Raw genomic sequence first — 17,996 nt, 5'->3', positions numbered from 1 at the left:
CCCTCTGAGACTTTAAACGTAACAGTGGCCGTCGGCGATCTTATCCAAGTGATATTCCTCAGCGATTAACCATGGCGTAAGCAGGTTATGATCATCCCTACAATACGTCCATCGTGCCCACATTGAGTAGCACATCAGGTTTTAAGTTGTAGCTGACCGCTTGAGGCTCGCCTGTAGCTTAACGTAGGGTCGACCGAGGTTCTACTCCAGCGTTCGACAACCAACCCGCCCCCCGAAATACCGCTATATCACGAGTCGCCTCCGTGTAGGTGGTTCACTCAGCCGCTCCCGCAAGCGTGTTTGCAACCAGCGACACCCTCTGCGCCGAGTTGTGCTTGGCCATGTCCCAACCCTTATCAGACCGCCACCCAATGCCCTCCTCCCAGGTTTTTAAATTGCTGCTCCGGCAATACATACCCTTTGGGGTTGATTGAGGTTGGCTGCTCGAATTCTTGCAGTAATGCCTTGAAGTCGCGCTTGCGATCTACATCGGGCAACGGAACCGCGCTTAGCAACCGTTTGGTATAGGCATGTTGTGGATTGTGCAGCACTTGGTCACGTGGACCGATTTCAACAATTCGCCCGCCAAACATGACCGCCACCCGGTGGCAAATGCGCTCCACCACCGCCATGTCGTGCGAGATAAACAGATAGCTCAGCCCGTACTGCTTCTGCAGACGCTCCAGCAAGTCCAGGACCTGAGCCTGCACTGATACATCCAGCGCGGATACCGACTCGTCGGCGATGATGACTTTTGGGTTGAGTGCCAAAGCCCGAGCAATACAAATCCGCTGCCGTTGGCCGCCGGAAAACTGATGTGGGTAACGCTGCATGGCGTCAGTTGACAAGCCGACTTGCTGCAGTAGCTCGGCGACCCGCGCCTGACGTGTCGCGTCCGGCAGTTTGTCGTGGATCAAAAGCGGTTCGCCCACCAGCTCGAAAATGGTTTTGCGTGGATTGAGGGCGGCATACGGATCCTGAAAGACCATCTGGATATCGCGTCTTATTGCCTGCAACTCTGCTCCACGTAGACCGTTAAGCTCTTTGCCGGCCAGTTTCACACTGCCCTCGAAGGCAATCATATTCATCAATGCCTTGCCCGTGCTGGACTTGCCACAACCGCTCTCGCCCACCAGCCCTAGTGTTTCGCCCTCGCGCAGCTCGAAATTGATTTTATGCACGGCATGGACTTGCCTGACCTCCTCGAACCAGCCGCCGCGCAGGGCGAAGTTCACACTGAGGTTCTCAACCGTCAGCACTACTGGCCGTTCGTGAAGATCCTCCGCCTTGCCCGCTGAACCCAGAATCGGCACGGCATCCAGCAGTTTGCGGGTGTAAGCGGCTTGGGGCTGTGTGAATAATTGGCGCACAGAGGCCTGCTCTTCGGTACGACCGTTATTCATGACAACGACCTGGTCAGCCATCTCCGCGACCACCCCCATGTCGTGGGTGATCATCAGCAAACTCGTGCCGTAACCCTGTTGCAGTTCGCGCATCAATTCAAGGATCTGTGCCTGGATCGTTACGTCGAGTGCGGTAGTGGGCTCATCCGCAATCAACACCTTGGGCCGACACAGCATGGCCATTGCGATCATGACCCGTTGACGCATACCACCAGACAACTCATGCGGGTATTGCGTAAGACGTTTTTCCACCTGAGGCATGCGAACAGAATCAAGCATCTCTTTAGCCCGGCGAAGTGACGCTTGACGGTCGAGCGGTTCATGACGACGCAGCGTTTCTTCCATTTGCTGCCCGACGGTCATCAACGGATTAAGCGAAGTCATCGGTTCCTGAAAAATCATGCCGATGTGTTTGCCGCGCAGCAATTGCAGGTCACGCTCGGGCAAACTGAGCAGATCGCGATCATCGAAGATGATTGCTCCACGAGGAACGTTTGCAGCCTTGGGCAATAAACCCATAATCGCGAGCGATGACAATGATTTGCCACTGCCCGACTCACCGGCGATGCAGAGCGTCTGCCCTGCGCGCAAGATAAAGCTCAGCTCATCGACGACCCGTCGTGGGCTAGGCCCGTGACCGATCTCAACGCTCAGACGCTCTACCGACAGCACTGTAGGGGAAAGCTGGTCACTCATTGTAAGGCCTCACGCGAACACGATTTTCGGGAAGTAGAAGGAAACGACCCAATTGGGCAGATCGACCACTTCGCTGATGCGTAAATCTCCGCATACAGAGCACAACATGTAGGCCTGCTCGGCCGGCATGTGATGCTCCCGGCATAGCCAGTCGATGGTATTGCTGACCGCTTGCCGGGCTGCCTGCATAAGGTCTGACCCCACACCGGTAAAGGCTTCATAGCCTGCACTGTCAAGGTGGGTGGTCACTGGGCCGGGGGTACTAAATCTGGGGCTGGCCAAGGGGGTGGATTTGATCAGATCGAGTTTGACCACCACATCCATCTGACTTTCGATGGCCGTGCCGCATACTTCGCCATCTCCTTGCGCAGCATGAGTATCACCAATCGACAGCAAAGCGCCGGCGACTTCAACCGGTAGGTACAAAGTGGTACCGGCAGAAAGGTCGCGAATATCCAGGTTCCCACCCACCCGGCGTGGAGGCACCACCGAATGCAGTCCCGCTTCAGCCGGTGCCAAGCCAATGGTGCCGGCAAATGGCTTGAGCGGCACCTTTGCAAAATCACTGAAGGCTGCAGGTGCAAGAGTGTCTTTGTCGTAATGCCAGAGTGTTAGCGCCGGAGTTTGAAACTGGTCCGCGAGCAGGCCAAAACCTGGAATATTCGCTGTCCAGCCAAAGCCGCTGGGTTTAAAGCTGTCGAGAGTGATCTTCAGGATGTCGCCCGGCTCGGCACCTTCGACGAAAATCGGCCCAGTGACCGGATTAATCTGGTCAAACGACATGGTTGCGACGTCATTGACCGTAGAGCGCGGCGTGAAGTAGCCGTTAGATGAATCCAGACATTTGAATTCCAGCATCGCGCCGGGCGCAACGGTCGCGACTGACTTGAAGCTTTTGTCCCAGCCAAAGTGGCTCTGGATGCTGTGGATGGTCTTGACCAGGCAATTCTGGCACATGCAGTGTTCTCCGAAATGGGGCTGACGCGTGATCTTGCGCCGCTGATACAAATAGGGGGACGCTCGCTCAAAACCACCAGACGGACGCCTAGGGTTCAAGATTATTGCGAGCCAGCGCGCCCCGAAAACAGAAGCCGTTTATTTGATCCAGATGTAGTCGTAGTTAACCGGTACATGAACCGGATCTACGTACAGGATGTCTGCGCCGCCCATGCGCGACGAGCGAACACTAAAGCGCTGCTCGTTGAAAACAGGCACCCAGGGCGCGTCGGCCATCACGTCGGTGAAAATTTTCTTCCACAGCTCAATACGTTCTGCCTGCTGTTCCGGCTTGGCCATGCTGTCAGCCTTGGCAGCGGCGGCGTCCAGGCTCTTGTTGCAATAAAGCGACCAGTTCCAGCCACCCTCGACCGCACCACCGCAGCCCAGGATCGGACCATAAAAGTTTGACGGATCGGGGAAGTCCGCGATCCAGGCCATACCTCCGGACCACACCATGGGTGCTTGGTCTTTGGCGCTGCCTGCAGCGATCACGTTGGCTTGTGCCAGAGATTTGATCTGCGCCCTAATTCCTACCTTGGCCAAATCCTGCTGAATCGACTGGGCGATCCTTGGCTGTGGATCGGTGTTCATCACATACAATTCGGTGTTGAAACCATTGGGATGCCCCGCCTCTGCCAATAGCTTTTTTGCTGCTTCAACATCATAGGCGTAGCCCTGATAGGCCTTGTCATAGCCCGGCATTGCCGGTGGCAGAGGCTGATTGGCAGGCACCGCACGACCGTTGATGATCCGCACGATGCGATCTTTATTGATCGCCATGTTCACTGCCTGACGCACCTTCAGGTTATCGAACGGTGGCAACGTGGTTTTCAGCGTCACATAGCCGGTGTGCAACTGATCGCCAGTAACCATCAGGTTTTTGTATTTCGGATCGTTCTTGAATTCAAGGAACTTAGCCGGTGGCACGCCGTCGCCAGCAATGTCCACTTCTCCTTTTTGCAGGCGCAACAGCGCCACCATCGGATCCTGGCCGACCTCAAAAGTTATGGTGTCGATATGCGGCAGACCCACTCGGTAATAGCTGGGATTTTTCTTGAAGACGATTTGCTGGCCGAGCTTCCATTCTGCAAGGCTATAGGCACCAGTGCCGACCGGATGCTTGCCAAAATCGGCACCCCATTTCTCAACTTCCTCCTTGGGCACGATGGACGCAAAGTTGATTGCCATTACATGCAGAAAAGTGGCATTTGGCTGCTTCAGGGTAATCTTGACGGTGTAATCGTCGACGACAACCACACCACTCAAATGCTGATCCTTACTAGCAGCCATGTCGTCATAGCCAACGATAGCGTTGAAAAAACCCGCACCGGGGCTCTGGGTTTTAGGATTGACTGTGCGTTCCAGTGAGTACTTAACGTCGCTCGCTTTGAGCTCGCGCCCGTTGTGAAACTTCACGCCTTTTCTGAGGGTGAAGGTGTAGACGGTGCCATCTTCGGAGATGCTGTATTCTTCGGCCAGATCCTTCACCAACTCGGTGGTACCAGGCTTGTAATCCATCAGCCCGTCGAACAGGCTTTTGATCATCGACCAATTTTGCCAGTCATATCCGATAGCCGGGTCCAGGGTCGCGACATCATTCTGATAAGTGACCACCGCCGCCCCGCCATTTTTGGCTTTAGCGTCAAAGTCGTCTGCCCGAACATTCCCGACAAGCAACGTGGCGGCAACAGCCATGCAAAGTGCGTTACGTTTCATGCTCCAGCCCCTTCTTCATGATTTAGTATTTTTTACATCGATACGCGGGTCGACCCATGGAATGATCAGATCAGCCACCAGATTGCCAAGCACAATGGCCACCGCTGACACAGTGGTCACGCCCACGATTACCGGGATATCTACCTGCTGAATCGCCTGCCAGGCCAGTTGCCCGATACCCGGCCAGCCGAACACTGACTCGACCACCACCAAGCCGCCCATGAAGATGCCAATATCGATGCCGATCATCGGGATCACTGGAATAATTGCATTGGGCAATACGTGCCGCATCACCACACGGATGCGGCTCAAGCCCTTCGCCCGTGCGGTGCGCACGAAGTCCTGATGGAGCACATCGATCATGGACGAACGAACCATGCGCGAGTACCAACCACTGCCGAGGATCCCGAGCGTCAGCGCAGGCAGCATCAAGTGCTCAACTCCGCCATAGCCGCCCAGCGGGAACCAACCCAATTGCACCGAGAAGAAATACAGGAACAGCATGGCAGCGATGAATTGCGGCGCCGAAACGCCGACAAACGACAGCGCCATCAACAGCTTGTCGGCGAAGCTGTCTCGACGCAGGGCTGCAATCACTCCAAGGGTTATTCCAATCAACAATTCGAACCCAATGCCGGCGGCCATCAGCTCCAGCGACGGCCGCAGCCGCGAGCCGATCAACTCGGTCACCGATGTGCGCTGGATGTAGGACCTGCCCAGGTCGCCCCGCAACAAGTCACCCAGATAATTGGCATATTGATGATAGAAAGGCAGGTCGAGCCCAAGCTGTGCACGAATACCGGCGACCACCTCCGGCGTGGCACTGCGGCCGGCAATTTGCCGGGCTGGATCGGCGGGCAGCATGAAGAGCAAAAGGTAGGTGATAAACGTCACCCCCAGTAAAATCATCAGGGAGTAACCTATGCGACGACTGATAAAAGCGAGCATTTAGCTTCTCCCTTGCAATGTGGGATCGAGTTGATCGCGCAAGGCGTCGCCCACCAAGTTGAACGCCAGAGATAAAAGCACGATGGCGATTCCCGGGAAGAACACCAGCCAAGGCGCAGAGGTAAAGTAGGTCTGGCTTTCGAATATAATATTGCCCCAGCTGGGCGTAGGCGGCTGAACCCCAACGCCCAGATACGACAGTGTGGCCTCTAGCAACACCGTGGTCGAAATACCCAGAGTCGCCCACACCAAGATGGTGGGCATCAAATGGGGCAAGAGGTGCGAAAACAGAATGCGCAACGAACTGGCACCGAGCGTGCGCTCGACTGCCACGAAGTCCCGTGCACCCAGAGCAATGGTTTCCGAATAGATGACCCTGGCGATTTGCACCCAATTGACCATGGCGATTACCAACGCAACGATCCAAACGCTGGGCTGGAAAATCGCCGACAGAGCGATTGCCAACAGCAAGGCAGGGAAAGCCATCATTAGGTCGGTAAAACGCATTAGGGCGCTACCGATCCAGCCACGCAGGAAACCCGCAGTCAGCCCAACCAGCGTTCCGATCAACACGGCCATGCCGTTGGCCGCCAGACCGATGAACAGAGACGTGCGCGCGCCATAGACCAATCGGGAGAACAGATCCCTACCCAGCAGATCGGTGCCCAACCAGTAAGGTGCGTCAGGCGCAAGCGGAGCCCCTTCCATCGACAGACCTTCGACAAATTGCTCGGAGGGGTCGTATGGGCTTACCCATGGGGCGAAAATCGCAAGCAGGACAACCAGCGCGATATAAAACAACGACAGCGCAACCGCAGGACGGCGGACCAGACTCCGCAGGATACTCATTTGTAAACTCCGCTTTGCTGAGAATGATCGGCCGCAAGATCCGCACACAATTGGTCGATGCTTCGGTTCAGTTGCATCGACACGCTACGCAGGCGTTCGTATGCGTCGCGTTCGTTGATCTGATGTTCGACCATCAGTCGCGCCAGCGCCTGTGCCAATAACGGTCGCGCGTCCAGTCGCTGTTGAAGGCCACTGATGGTCCGGGCATAAGCGTCGAGCCGCTCATGCAAACCGATCGCCATCATCAAGGTGGTAAAGACCGACCCTTGGGTGATGGGCTTGTTCAAAAGCGCTGTCGCGCCTAGCTCGATGGCGCGCTGAATCTGCGACAGCGTTTCGTGGGGTGTGAGAGCAATGACAGGTACGCCTGCCTGGGTTACCCGCTGCAACAGATTCGGACTCGCAAAATGCTCGAGCTCCACGACGGCGGCGAATACGTCATCTATCGCGTCATTGCGGTCTGCAGACAGTGCGAGCACGGTAATTCCCAACCGCTGTAGGCTTTTTTCCAACTGCGCAAGGGTGCGAGGATCGCAGTCCACCAATAGCAAGCGTCCCCGTTCGAAGTCAGGTCGTTTGAGCAGACTCATTTGACGATCCTCAGGTGGGTTACAGGCGCAAGCGTGCGCAAGCGATGAAATTCACTCAGGTCGGTGGAGGTCAGGTATGGGTCGGCCGGCAACAGCTGGGTTTCACTGTGCAGGATCACAAATTGACCCTGTCTTACCTCGGCGATGTGGCACGGCAGGCTACTGTGATTATTGCGCCCGGATATTTTTAAGCGTCCAGTTACGCTATCCACAGCGGTGGTGTAGAGGTAGTTGCAGATATCGTCTGGATGGTCGCTACCCACTTCATTTAGCGCCTGCGCAAACAGGTGCATAGCGACATAAGAGCCGGTGTAATAATGCGAGCAAGGGCGCTGAGCATGCTCCAGCCATTGGCGTTGAGTGAAGGCACTGTCAACGGCCTCGAAGAACGGGCCGCAAGACAATAGTCGCAAATTACGCACGTCACCGACTTCAACCAGTTCGGCCTCGGTCAGGTTACAACTGAGCACTGGCAGGATCACATTGCGCACGACGCAGGCAGCGTTCAGTTGATGCAAAAACGCATAGGATGATTCGCCTACCAGATTGTTAAGGATAAATGCCGGTTGTTCAGTCAGTAGAAACGGAATCAGGTCACTGAAGTTTGTCGAACCCATGTGAACGTACTTCTCGCCTATCACGGTACCGTTAGCGGCCTGCACTACCTCGCGGGCAATACGGTTACTCTCCCAGCCCCAGACGTAATTCGAACCTAACAACATCACCCGTGTGCCGAAGGCACTTAACGCGTATCGCAAAAGCGGAATCAGCGTTTGATTTGGACAGCCCCCTAGGTACAGAACGTTAGCGCTGCTTTCGAAGCCCTCGTACGGACAGGCGTACCACAGCAGCCCAGCGTTCTGCTCAAGGTCAGGAATAATTTCCTTGCGACTGGCAGACGTCGTGACTCCGAACAAATGCCGAATGCCATTTTTCATCATCGCAACAGCGCCTTCGTTGTACCGCTGCAAAACCCCTTGGGGATTACAGTGAGTCGCCTTGAGCTCAAAGTCGTACTCGCAATGCCGATTGATCTCCTCCAGCGCATGAGTAGCACCCGCGAGACCATGTTGGCCCATACGCTTGTAAGTCCCATCGGTAGAGAACAGTAAACCCACCCCAATCGCGCGTCGCATTTTCCCGACTCCAAAAAAAAGCCCGACCCCCCAGTGAACTGGATAGATCAGGCTTCATCACCTGGCGCTCATGCGCTGAATGTAGACAAGGCTTATCGGTCACGACCGAGCTTGTAGTTGAAACTGCAATGAAAAAAGCATGCCAGTTTTAAAGTGGTTACCTGCAGGGGATTTTGGCTTTCGCCTTTATTGAGCACGCCCCGTAATGAGGCAACGCGTAAATGCCCCGCCCCCCATTCGGGCGATTTTTTTGCGTTTGGAATGAACTGGCGGACGCTCCTAACCGACGAAGAGGCGTTCTAAGATTTGATCGCACGCGCCCGCTAACAACCAAAGCTTATTAGCGCGGTGGTACGACGACGCGAAGGCCATTTGCATGGCGTAGCTGCATAATCAAATTGAAGAGTTCAAGCAGGTGTAACCTGCGCAAAGGGAAGAGCTCCAGAGTGCGATTTACACGGCTTTCAAATATTACAACACCAGAGATGATGGGAGTGAATGGCTATCTCAATTACCACGCGGTACCAGGAAACTTTAAGCTCCGAATGCCATTAACAGAACTGTTGGCCGATTTTGGGGCCAGGCTCTCGAGCGAATTAGCCAGCGCAATCGGCTGCAGTAGTGTCGCTTCGGACTGGTCACACGTCACTGCATACCTAGCCCTTAGAATGCACAACCATACCTAGAGGATCGCTTCGCGTCACGTACTCGAGGCAAAACCCGTGCGTGGCAGTTTCGCCCCTACGGATCAGTGCGGGGATAGGCAGGTAACTTCAACTGCCCTCCCTATCGCGACCACAGGGCATGGAAGCCCTGCGCCAATAAATGCGGCGTGACATAAGGTAGCAACGCTATGAACTACATGCCCTTATTCCTCAGAGCTCCTACATGGGATCTGCTTCGGTTGGAAGACCGATTCTCCCGCTTGGGCGGCGTCGGCCTTCAACCCCAATGCTATTCAAACTCGTGGCGATTCTCCGGGGTAATCAGCTTAAACGGCACCCACACCACCGACGACTCCAGCACTTCGCCGCGCGCAAGACGCAGCGCGGTGTCCACGGCGCCGCTGGCTTGGCCCAATGCATCTTGGAATACGCTGACGGCCATTTTTCCATCGGCCATCAACTTCAAGCCGTCCGGTGTGCCGTCGATGCCACCGACCCAATAGTCCTTGGCCTGCTTGCCAGCTTTTTCCAGGCCCATGATCGCGCCAATCGCCATTTCATCGTTGTTGGCCGCAATAATAGAAAAGTCGACGCCTTGCTTGACCCAGTCGATAACAATGGTAGCCGCCTGGCTGCGCTCCCAGTTGCCGACTTTTTTCTGCACAACCTTCATGTCCGGGTACTTGGCGACGACTTTTTCGACATCCTCGGTTCGCATCAAGGACGAAGCGTTAGCCGGGTCGCCGACCAGAATCGCCACGTTGCCCTTGTAACCAGCACGCCGCGCCAGTTCTTCCATTTGCAACGTGCCAGACTCCAACTCGTTGGAGCCAACAAACGCGGTATACGCCGACCCTTTTTCTGTGTTCGGGCGGTTGACGAATACCAACGGGATCTTTGCGTCCGTGGCAAGCTGTATCATTTGTGCTGCGCTTTTACCGTCGACCATCGCGATGATAATCGCGTCGACCTTGGAGTTAACCAGATTACGGAACTGGCGCATTTGCAATTCGACGTCGTCTTGCCCGTTCTCCATGAAGATGTCGACATTGCGCACACCAGCCTGTTGCTGCACGCCGTTGCGCAGTAGGGTCTGGAAATTATCGTCAAACTTTGCCATCCCCACGCCCAACAAGGGCGTGGCGGCGTAGGCTGGGGCCGGTATCAAGAACGCACCCAGGGCGAGCATTAACCATGCTTTCATTTTCTGACTCCTGAGGCTCAAACGCTGAAGTGATGGAGCAGCTCGCGCTGCACCTTGGCCATGTCGGACACGTCGTGACTGCTGTTGGCCGATTGCTCGGCACCGTCGGCGGTCTGCTGGGCCGAGTCGTTGATCTGGATGACCATGCGACTGGTTTCCTGCACGGTGGCACTCTGCTGCTCAGTGGCGGCGGCGATTTGGATGTTCATGTCGCGAATGCTGCCCACCGCGTCACTCATCGACAGCAGCAGGTCACCAGCACCGGAGGCCAGCAACACGCACTGGCTGGACTGCGCCTGGCTCTCGTTCATCACCTGCACCACCGAGTGAATTTTTTCTTGCATGCGCCCGATCATCTCCTGGATCTCACTGGTGGAGATCTGGGTGCGGCTCGCCAAAGAGCGTACCTCGTCGGCCACCACGGCGAAGCCCCGGCCCTGCTCGCCCGCACGTGCCGCTTCGATCGCCGCATTAAGGGCCAGCAGGTTGGTCTGCTCGGCGATAGTGCGGATGGCGACCACAATGCCCTCGATGTTCTGGCCATACTTCTGCAACTCATCGGTCACTTGCGTGGCTTTGTTCACCTGCTCGGCCTGTTGGCGAATATTGACGATTGTCTCGGCTACGCGCTCCTGCACCTTTTGCGTGAGACTATTGGTATCGTCTACGGCTTTGCGGGTGTCCTGTGCACGCCGAGCCACTTCTTCCACGGTGCTTTCCATCTGCGTCATGGCCGAGGCTGCCGATTGCAGGCGGCCTTTCTGCTCGTCGACGACGCGAGTGGTCTGCTCGCTGTTAAGGGCGTTGTTGCTGGCGGTCACGGCCAGGGCGTCAGCAGAGCTGATCAGCTCGCGGAAGGTTTTTTGCAGGGCGCTGGTCAGCTCGTTCAGGTGACCGCCTAACTCACCAAATTCATCCTTGCGGCTCACGTCAAAACTCACCCGCATGTCACCGGCGGTAAGCTTCTTGAGCACTTCGCGAAAGGCCGCCAGTGGGCGCCGCAGGCTGAAGGCAACCCAGGTGCCAATCAACACCGCCGCTAGCACCGCAAGCACACACGCGATCAACAGCAGGCTGCGGCTGGTGCCGATGGTGGCATTGGCGGAGTCACTGGCCTGGTTGGCGACCGCAAGGGATTGACTGCCGAATTCACCGATTTGGTCCAGGGTAGCTTTCAGGGCTGCGTCCACGGTACTGCGTTGCTGCAACACCTGCGCGGCTAATTTCGCCTCTAGCTGATAGGCTTGGTACAGGCCTTCACGGGCGGTGAGATCCGCCAGCAAGCGATTGACCATCACTCCAGCAATCCGTCCGACTCTAGGGTCGATGGCAGAAAGCGCTTGGGCGCGGGTGCTGATCACTTCGTCTTGCAGGTTGAGCAGGCGCTGTAACTTGTCGATGGCTGGCGTGGCGGCGTGGGCCGACAACCCGTCGTAAGACTTGTTGACTTCCAACAGCAGTTTTTCCGCAGCGGCGACCTGTTGCGCCTCTCCGGCGCTGCGTTCACGGGCGATATAGTCACGCAAATAACTGGTCAGCTGCACCGCCTGCACGCTGCTATAACCTTGCAACTGCCGCGTTAACGCCAGTTGTTGCACGTGTTGCATGTGCGACGCCATCAACGCTTGAGCCTGCTCGGCGTACACCGCCACCTGTTGGCGCTGCTGTGCGAGGCTGGCCCGCAACTTCTCATGGTCCCCGGTATAGGCAGCGGTGTTATCGAGCAGCTTATTGAATTGGGCGACGCTGTCGGTGAACGGCTGTTTACCATCTTCGATCTGCTTAGGGTCCGTGCTGATCTGTATGGCCAACAAGGCCTGGTTAGCGCGCAAAATGTGCACGTACAACTCACTGGCGGCCCTACTCAATGGAGCGGACTCGCCCGTAATGATACTTAAGCGACTGCTGATGGACTGCGTATTTTGATAGCTGATCCCTGCCATGATCAGTATCAACAGCACCAGCACTGCAAAGCCCCCGATCACCCGCTGCAATATGGTCATGGCTACCCCTCTCCAATTTTTATTCGTTGACCTGAGCGATGACCAGGTGTGCACCTACGAGTCTGGGATATTTCGTGGCGCTATTGCCTGTATCGGCGTTGTGGTGCGGAACTTGAAGAGTGTGGGTAGGCACAAATACGGGTAAAAGAATGCCTCGAACACACTCAATACGCTATTTTAAATCTCTGTCACACGAGCCATTTCCCATGCCCGAGCTACTTACTCCATACGATCCAGCACACGCCATGATCGACCCGCAAGCGGTGGCCATCTTTCTCACGGATGCGCTTCAGACGGGTGATGCGGGTTATGTCGGCAAGGTATTAGGCATGGCGGCACACGCCAAGGGCATCGCTGTAATCGCCGATGCAACAGGGCTTACAAACGATCAGTTGGAAGGCTCTTTCAGCGCCGGTGACACCCTGCGCTTGGACACGCTGCTGATGATCGTGCATGCGCTGAGCGTGAAGTTGACCGTTTGCCCTGTCGATTCTGATGAGCCTGCACTCAGTGGCGAAGCACCTGGTTGATGCCCCTGACGATGCGGTGGCTTAGCCGTCGTGTCGGCTGGGGGCCAACAAGCGCAGCGCGTTAGGCTTTGCATCTAAAGGGTATCGGAGCGTAGCCCTGATCAGGGTTTTGGGGAGACCGACTGCGTGCAGGCGGTGGCCATAAAACATTTCCTGCCCTAAAGATGACTTAGGTTTATCGACACGTAGAGCCGTCTTTTGGTTTCAAGGGCCACCCTTTGGCACCGGATGGATACATCGTTAGCGTGCCTGAATTTTTGCCGTTGATTGAGGCCGCTTAGCGGCCTGCGGGGCTGTCAGGTATTTTTAGAGAGGTTGTCAGGCATTTGCCATGTTTCTTGATGCTTGTCAGGCGTTTGTCAGGCCTGATTGATCTCTTCTTCCGCTTCGGCGTCCAGAGCGGTTAATAGAGCCTCAACCGGGTCGTCAGTAAGGGGTTCAGCCAAGGTTTGGCTGGTAGTGTTCTGACGTTACAAACGTGCCGGATGGGTCGCGGTATGAATTTCCTTCAACACCCGGATACTGACCCGGGTGTAAATCTGCGTGGTGTTCAGACCTACATGCCCGAGCATGGCGTGGATGAAACGAACATCAGCGCCGCTCTTCAGCATCAGTGTGGCCATGGTGTGGCGGCTGTAGGCCTCCAGTTTTGCGGGGAAATGGGCTCATGGGCGAGCATCCACATGATGTAGAGGTCGCTCATGAGCTTCAACTATCCAACGGGAAATCCTATACCGTCCCCACTGCTTAGCTCAGCTGGAACCGACTTACAATTGCACTGAGATCTGAAGCCAATCGCGATAGGTCCTGGCTGGCTCCAGTGGTGTGGGCAGCGCCTTGAGCTGACTGAGCGGACAGATCGCGGATATTTACCAAATTGCGATCAACTTCTCGCGCTACGTGCGCCTGCTCTTGCGACGCACTGGCGATAACAAGGTTAAGATCGTTGATTTCGTTTACAGCCGAATTGATTCGGCCCAGCGCCTCATTCGCGCCTTCTGCAATACCAAGAGTTTTGGTTACAAGCTCGGTATTACTAGACATAGAACTGACAGCAAGCTCGGTACCACTTTGAACATTAGTTACCAAGCGCTCAATCTCAGCAGTTGATTGTTGTGTGCGGTGGGCGAGTGCGCGCACCTCATCTGCTACCACTGCGAAGCCTCGACCGGCCTCTCCCGCCCGCGCCGCTTCAATCGCAGCATTCAATGCCAGCAGATTTGTTTGTTCTGCAAGACCCCGAATAACATCTAGAACCTTGCCTATAGCGCGAGATTGTTCCGCCAAGTTACCGAGTAAATTCGAGGTCTTCGCGATATCACCCCCGACATTAGCAACCGCTATGGACGTTTGCCTAACCAATGCCATCCCCTGCTCCGCGGCACCAGTAGCGCTTCCTGAAGAACGAGCCGTATGTTCAGCGTTACGCGCAACCTCTTCCACGGCACTGGTCATTTCATTCACAGCTGTCGCAGCCATATCTAATTCATCATTTTGCCGTTTCATGCTACTGGCACTAACTTCAGTAACAACGGTCAATTTCTCGGCCGCGTCAGAAAGCTGTGCTGATGAATTAAAGATCTGCTGCAGCGTTTGTCTGAGCTGTTGCTGCATTACGCCTACTGCGTACACGACACTGGCTTCATCACCCTTCGCGACGGTGATTGACTTGGTCAGGTCTCCTTGAGCGATGTTGCGAGTGAAATCCGCAACCATGCTAGGTTCACCGCCGATTGACCCGATAATACTCCGCGTGGTCAACAGCGTAATAATAACGCTGAGCACCACAATAAACAGTGTCGTAGCCAGGGCCATCGAGCGAGTGAAATCAGCGCTTGCTAATTGCTCCCTATACCTCTCCCCCGCTTGTTTCTTTCCCAGTTCGCGCATTGAGTGCAGCGTCTTGAAAACTTGCTCTGCAAACGGTTTCACTTCCTCACGGTTAACCTTGGCAGCAGCAGCAATATCACCAGACTCAATAACTGCCGTTTGATTGCGCATGCCGTCACGCATCTTTTCATAATCATTTTTTAGTTTTTCTGCATCATTATTTGAAGACTTTTCGGTTCCTCGCCCTACCAGAGAAGAAACCAAATTATCAATTTGAAGAAATGACGCCTCGTTCTGCTTTTTCCATTCAGGAATCTGTATAGGATCTCCTATTGCAATCATTCGTAAAATATTAATATCCGCCCTCGTGAGCAGGCCATCAATACCATCCACTTTCTCCATATTAGCAAAGTCCTGATTGAACAGTGCACCCGCATTATCAGCCGCCACCTTTATCTGATAGATAAGGTAGGCCGACAACCCAAAGAACGCGGTAATAATAACGAACGTGGAAAGCATCAACCGCCACTTAACGGTCAACCCAGAAAGAACCACATGTTTGCTGTCCACCATGACTTTCTCCTAGCGAAGCATCGATTAGATTTGGAGCTTTTAAAGGTAAAGAGGTGATACCTCTTGTGTCGGCGAACAATGAGCGATCTTTAGCGTAAAAACAATCAATTCGAAAAGAAAAACAAATGAGAGAAAACTATGCGCCAACGCTGGAAAAAGCTTTCAGCTTGCGCGCTTTGTAGTGTGCGCATCTATAGATAAATACGAAAACTTTAGAAAAAAACGAAATTTTTTAAGTGCGTTAAATATGAATTATATCGAAATAAAATTGCACGCACCAAATCCGTGCGCACGCATTAAAATAGTGCAAAATAAATTACCCAGACTGCCTTTACAACGGATCGCAAAAGCGAAAGGATATTGCTGCATGGAAAATTACGTATTAGATTAATTTTAAAAAGGAACCACATGGTTCCAAATCGTCTGATTTAGGGGGCGTAATTATGGGGCACTCGGTTAATTTTCAGGTTGAATTGTTTGCAAAAAAAATGGAAAAAGCTGCTGAGGGTTTGATACGTGAGAGCTTAGTACTAAAAAAACACGGGTTTGGCAGTCTGGGAGATGATGTTTTGTTCCAAGCAGAGAAATTAAAGCTCGCAGTCGCTGAGCTAAGAGATCTAATGAGCGCATAGCCTGTGATGATTCAACAATCAGTGTCTGCAACTGCTCGTAATCCTCGCAGAAGCGGCCGCCCTGTTAAAACGGTGCGGCATCGACTTTTAAGGAGCGTAATGCCTTGTTCTACAAGAGGTTAGACAGGTGAAAACCAATCTATGCCGAATAGCATCAAGCCGTCACGGTATGAAATTTATAATATTGAGTGACCTGATGAGGGGTCGACGAGAGGATTTTCCATCGCTAAAAAATAGTAGAGAGCCCTTCAAGTTATTTTAACGTAACAGAACAACTTCTCTGCTCTACGTAGCGTGCACTACACATAACACAGAAGTGCCACCCTATTCATCCTTTACAGCCCCATCCTAATGCCCTTAGATCACTCATGCTTTTTCCTTTCATGATTCAGCTCTCGGTAGCAGAGGCATGATGATATTGGATTCATAGCACCTTCAATGACACACGTTCTACCCCAACCTGCTCGAACTGACAGCTCGCTACGAGACGGCTGGACGCGTACCTTTAACCAGAATCGACCATCGGCTGCCTTTCCTGGGTGAGCGAAACCGACATTCTCGCCCGACCGCACTCAGGTGGAACGCCTCGACATTGACCCGCGCTTGCACATACCTCGACGTTCAAGTGCAGAGCCAGCGTCCCCAGTATTCATTCGTTAAGCACAGCTTGTGGTAGCGCCCCGCTCCCAGATCATGGCTCGAGCTTCGGCCTCCAAGTCTTCCTTGCAGCGAAAATAGAAAATATACGGGCACACCGCGATGCGCATTGTTTGTTGGACCGTATCTGTTGGCGATTGACTATGGCCCTGAAAAATTTCCGGGGCACACGAGATGCCAGCATTTTCATCCGATCTTATTTCATGCCGGCGAACCCTCGGCCTGGGCGTCGCACTGGCGGCCTCCCTACAGGCATTTAGCCCAGCCTCCTTTGCCACAGATATCGTGGTTGTCACCGACAGTCTTCATCCGGTCAGGCCCATGGGCGGTGAGCGGCTGATTGAGCTGGACGAAGCGTCTCATTTTGAAGCGGAGCTCTCTGCGGCGCTGCCCACCAATCCCGAACAGGCGAGAGAGTTCGCCAAACGTCGGCTGAATCAAGGCGGTACCGACGTTCAGCGCCGCATCGCTTCCGCATATCAGGGTGTTGCCGACGCGTGGAGCATGGGGATCACCAGCATTCCTGCCGTGGTGGTGGACCGACGCTATGTGGTTTACGGCGAGCCGGACGTAGCGCGTGCCGTCGCGCGCATCGAACAGCATCGGGGTATTCAGCCGTGATGCGCACATTCGTACTGCCGCGCCACCTGCGTGTCGCGGTCGCCTCGCTGATGTTGGTCAGCGCCTCGGGAAGCTACGCCCTAAATACTGCGGCCATCCTTGGCTCGGTGGCGTCTCAAGATTGCCTTGAATATCGCGTGGTGGGGATCTGCTACTGGCTCTTCTGCACCGTGACTGGCTGCACAGTGCGCTCGTCCGTCAAGGTGCGCCACTACATCCCCGACGCGGTCGTCTCCAGCTATAGCAACACTGGCGAAAACCCTTGGGTCGAGGTTCGGCCGATGAGCATGCCCAACCCATCGGCCCAGGCGGGCGGTGACGGCACGACGAACGAAGACCACGAAAACAACCTCGCTCGATTCAAGAACGCCGATGTTATTGGCCATCCCGGCGGCACGGTGTTCAATCGCTTCGTTTCGTCATCAGGCTATTTCTGCGAGGGAGCGGGCACCGCATTCATGCCATATCTACTTAGCACCCTGGACACGCTGGCTTGGCGTTACAACGTGCCCGAGATGGCTTACCCGGAGGCGCTGATCCCGGGCATGCGCGAGATCGGCGCACGTTCGACATTAAATCACTGGGGCAATGTCTATCCGCGCGGCGGCTTCCTGAATCAGACGGATGACCATAAGGCTGCTGCCGTGGTGGCACAGCGCGCCGGCGATGTCGTCACGCGCCGTGGTCAGCTCCACGTCTATCAGCCGCTGCTGGCAAACTCGCGACCTGGTTATTGGCCAGCCGGCGCGCTGAAAGAGGGTGATGCCTCGACCGGTAAATGGCAGGAACTTACGCCTGTACTGTTGGCGTCCTGCACGGTTTTCCCACGCAACGGTTTCCTGACACAGGCCCAGCAAGGCGATTACGCCTGGGCCCTATGGCGGCCCTATGCGTGCTGCGAACGCCGGGGCCAGGTATTCCTGGGCAGCGTGGACTTTTATTAA

The 17,996-nt window shown here is 54.8% G+C and carries 14 protein-coding genes and 2 pseudogenes; 3 read left to right on the top strand and 13 right to left on the bottom strand.

The window, feature by feature from the left end; genetic code table 11:
- Positions 1 to 356: 356 nt before the first annotated feature.
- The 10 genes and pseudogenes from NVB75_RS03020 to NVB75_RS33265 all read right to left on the bottom strand — a co-directional run.
- Positions 357 to 2,099, bottom strand: coding sequence for an ABC transporter ATP-binding protein (locus tag NVB75_RS03020; RefSeq protein ID WP_258345899.1), 1,743 nt, complete (start codon positions 2,097 to 2,099; stop codon positions 357 to 359).
- A gap of 9 nt (positions 2,100 to 2,108) precedes the next feature.
- Positions 2,109 to 3,056 (bottom strand): acetamidase/formamidase family protein, encoded by a 948-nt coding sequence (locus NVB75_RS03015; RefSeq protein ID WP_258345897.1) that lies wholly within the window; start codon positions 3,054 to 3,056, stop codon positions 2,109 to 2,111.
- A gap of 138 nt (positions 3,057 to 3,194) precedes the next feature.
- Positions 3,195 to 4,814 (bottom strand): ABC transporter substrate-binding protein, encoded by a 1,620-nt coding sequence (locus tag NVB75_RS03010; RefSeq protein ID WP_258345896.1) that lies wholly within the window; start codon positions 4,812 to 4,814, stop codon positions 3,195 to 3,197.
- A gap of 15 nt (positions 4,815 to 4,829) precedes the next feature.
- Positions 4,830 to 5,762, bottom strand: coding sequence for an ABC transporter permease (locus NVB75_RS03005; protein WP_258345895.1), 933 nt, complete (start codon positions 5,760 to 5,762; stop codon positions 4,830 to 4,832).
- On the bottom strand, positions 5,763 to 6,611 hold the full coding sequence (locus NVB75_RS03000) for an ABC transporter permease (RefSeq protein WP_258345894.1): 849 nt from the start codon (positions 6,609 to 6,611) through the stop codon (positions 5,763 to 5,765). It abuts the gene before it with no gap.
- Complete coding sequence (locus NVB75_RS02995) at positions 6,608 to 7,201, bottom strand: ANTAR domain-containing response regulator (RefSeq protein WP_258345893.1); 594 nt, start codon at positions 7,199 to 7,201, stop codon at positions 6,608 to 6,610. The genes NVB75_RS03000 and NVB75_RS02995 overlap by 4 nt, the downstream gene beginning before the upstream one ends.
- Positions 7,198 to 8,337 carry a transporter substrate-binding protein gene (locus NVB75_RS02990; RefSeq protein ID WP_258345892.1) on the bottom strand — a complete coding sequence of 380 codons (1,140 nt, stop codon included), beginning with the start codon at positions 8,335 to 8,337 and terminating at the stop codon, positions 7,198 to 7,200. Before NVB75_RS02990 ends, NVB75_RS02995 begins: the two co-directional genes overlap by 4 nt.
- Positions 8,338 to 9,291: 954 nt before the next feature.
- Complete coding sequence (locus NVB75_RS02985; protein ID WP_258345891.1) at positions 9,292 to 10,206, bottom strand: substrate-binding domain-containing protein; 915 nt, start codon at positions 10,204 to 10,206, stop codon at positions 9,292 to 9,294.
- A gap of 17 nt (positions 10,207 to 10,223) precedes the next feature.
- Positions 10,224 to 11,027 carry a methyl-accepting chemotaxis protein gene (locus NVB75_RS33270; protein ID WP_375378932.1) on the bottom strand — a complete coding sequence of 268 codons (804 nt, stop codon included), beginning with the start codon at positions 11,025 to 11,027 and terminating at the stop codon, positions 10,224 to 10,226.
- Positions 11,028 to 11,081: 54 nt separating this feature from the next.
- Positions 11,082 to 11,501 (bottom strand): annotated as a pseudogene (locus NVB75_RS33265) (HAMP domain-containing protein); the annotation flags it as partial.
- A gap of 914 nt (positions 11,502 to 12,415) precedes the next feature.
- Between NVB75_RS33265 and NVB75_RS02975 the strand changes: the two are divergent.
- Complete coding sequence (locus NVB75_RS02975; RefSeq protein ID WP_258345889.1) at positions 12,416 to 12,739, top strand: addiction module antidote protein; 324 nt, start codon at positions 12,416 to 12,418, stop codon at positions 12,737 to 12,739.
- A gap of 470 nt (positions 12,740 to 13,209) precedes the next feature.
- On the opposite strand, the gene NVB75_RS02970 is transcribed toward NVB75_RS02975, so the two are convergent.
- The 3 genes and pseudogenes from NVB75_RS02970 to NVB75_RS33255 form a co-directional block, all read right to left on the bottom strand.
- Positions 13,210 to 13,362 carry a tyrosine-type recombinase/integrase gene (locus NVB75_RS02970; protein ID WP_258345888.1) on the bottom strand — a complete coding sequence of 51 codons (153 nt, stop codon included), beginning with the start codon at positions 13,360 to 13,362 and terminating at the stop codon, positions 13,210 to 13,212.
- A gap of 124 nt (positions 13,363 to 13,486) precedes the next feature.
- Positions 13,487 to 14,107, bottom strand: a complete 621-nt coding sequence (locus NVB75_RS33260) for a methyl-accepting chemotaxis protein (RefSeq protein WP_375378931.1) — start codon at positions 14,105 to 14,107, stop codon at positions 13,487 to 13,489.
- 477 nt (positions 14,108 to 14,584) lie between these two features.
- Positions 14,585 to 15,142, bottom strand: a pseudogene (locus NVB75_RS33255) (MCP four helix bundle domain-containing protein); the annotation flags it as partial.
- 1,463 nt (positions 15,143 to 16,605) lie between these two features.
- Here NVB75_RS33255 and NVB75_RS02960 point away from each other — a divergent pair.
- Positions 16,606 to 17,052: a TIGR03757 family integrating conjugative element protein gene (locus tag NVB75_RS02960; protein ID WP_258345887.1), complete on the top strand. Its 447-nt coding sequence runs from the start codon at positions 16,606 to 16,608 to the stop codon at positions 17,050 to 17,052.
- Positions 17,052 to 17,996, top strand: a complete 945-nt coding sequence (locus tag NVB75_RS02955; RefSeq protein ID WP_258348505.1) for a TIGR03756 family integrating conjugative element protein — start codon at positions 17,052 to 17,054, stop codon at positions 17,994 to 17,996. Before NVB75_RS02960 ends, NVB75_RS02955 begins: the two co-directional genes overlap by 1 nt.

Source organism: Pseudomonas sp. CBS, from assembly GCF_024734645.1.
GTDB lineage: Bacteria > Pseudomonadota > Gammaproteobacteria > Pseudomonadales > Pseudomonadaceae > Aquipseudomonas.
This window is presented reverse-complemented; position numbering and strand designations above follow the sequence as displayed.

Excerpts from the sequence above, each read along its gene's own strand:
- NVB75_RS02995 (WP_258345893.1), bottom strand. The coding sequence starts at position 7,201 with ATGAGTCTGCTCAAACGACCTGACTTCGAACGGGGACGCTTGCTATTG.
- NVB75_RS03015 (WP_258345897.1), bottom strand. The coding sequence starts at position 3,056 with ATGTGCCAGAATTGCCTGGTCAAGACCATCCACAGCATCCAGAGCCAC.
- NVB75_RS33260 (WP_375378931.1), bottom strand. The coding sequence starts at position 14,107 with ATGGCATTGGTTAGGCAAACGTCCATAGCGGTTGCTAATGTCGGGGGT.
- NVB75_RS02975 (WP_258345889.1), top strand. The coding sequence starts at position 12,416 with ATGCCCGAGCTACTTACTCCATACGATCCAGCACACGCCATGATCGAC.
- NVB75_RS03010 (WP_258345896.1), bottom strand. The coding sequence starts at position 4,814 with ATGAAACGTAACGCACTTTGCATGGCTGTTGCCGCCACGTTGCTTGTC.
- NVB75_RS02985 (WP_258345891.1), bottom strand. The coding sequence starts at position 10,206 with ATGAAAGCATGGTTAATGCTCGCCCTGGGTGCGTTCTTGATACCGGCC.
- NVB75_RS03005 (WP_258345895.1), bottom strand. The coding sequence starts at position 5,762 with ATGCTCGCTTTTATCAGTCGTCGCATAGGTTACTCCCTGATGATTTTA.
- NVB75_RS02970 (WP_258345888.1), bottom strand. The coding sequence starts at position 13,362 with ATGGCCACACTGATGCTGAAGAGCGGCGCTGATGTTCGTTTCATCCAC.
- NVB75_RS02960 (WP_258345887.1), top strand. The coding sequence starts at position 16,606 with ATGCCAGCATTTTCATCCGATCTTATTTCATGCCGGCGAACCCTCGGC.
- NVB75_RS03020 (WP_258345899.1), bottom strand. The coding sequence starts at position 2,099 with ATGAGTGACCAGCTTTCCCCTACAGTGCTGTCGGTAGAGCGTCTGAGC.
- NVB75_RS02990 (WP_258345892.1), bottom strand. The coding sequence starts at position 8,337 with ATGCGACGCGCGATTGGGGTGGGTTTACTGTTCTCTACCGATGGGACT.
- NVB75_RS03000 (WP_258345894.1), bottom strand. The coding sequence starts at position 6,611 with ATGAGTATCCTGCGGAGTCTGGTCCGCCGTCCTGCGGTTGCGCTGTCG.
- NVB75_RS02955 (WP_258348505.1), top strand. The coding sequence starts at position 17,052 with ATGCGCACATTCGTACTGCCGCGCCACCTGCGTGTCGCGGTCGCCTCG.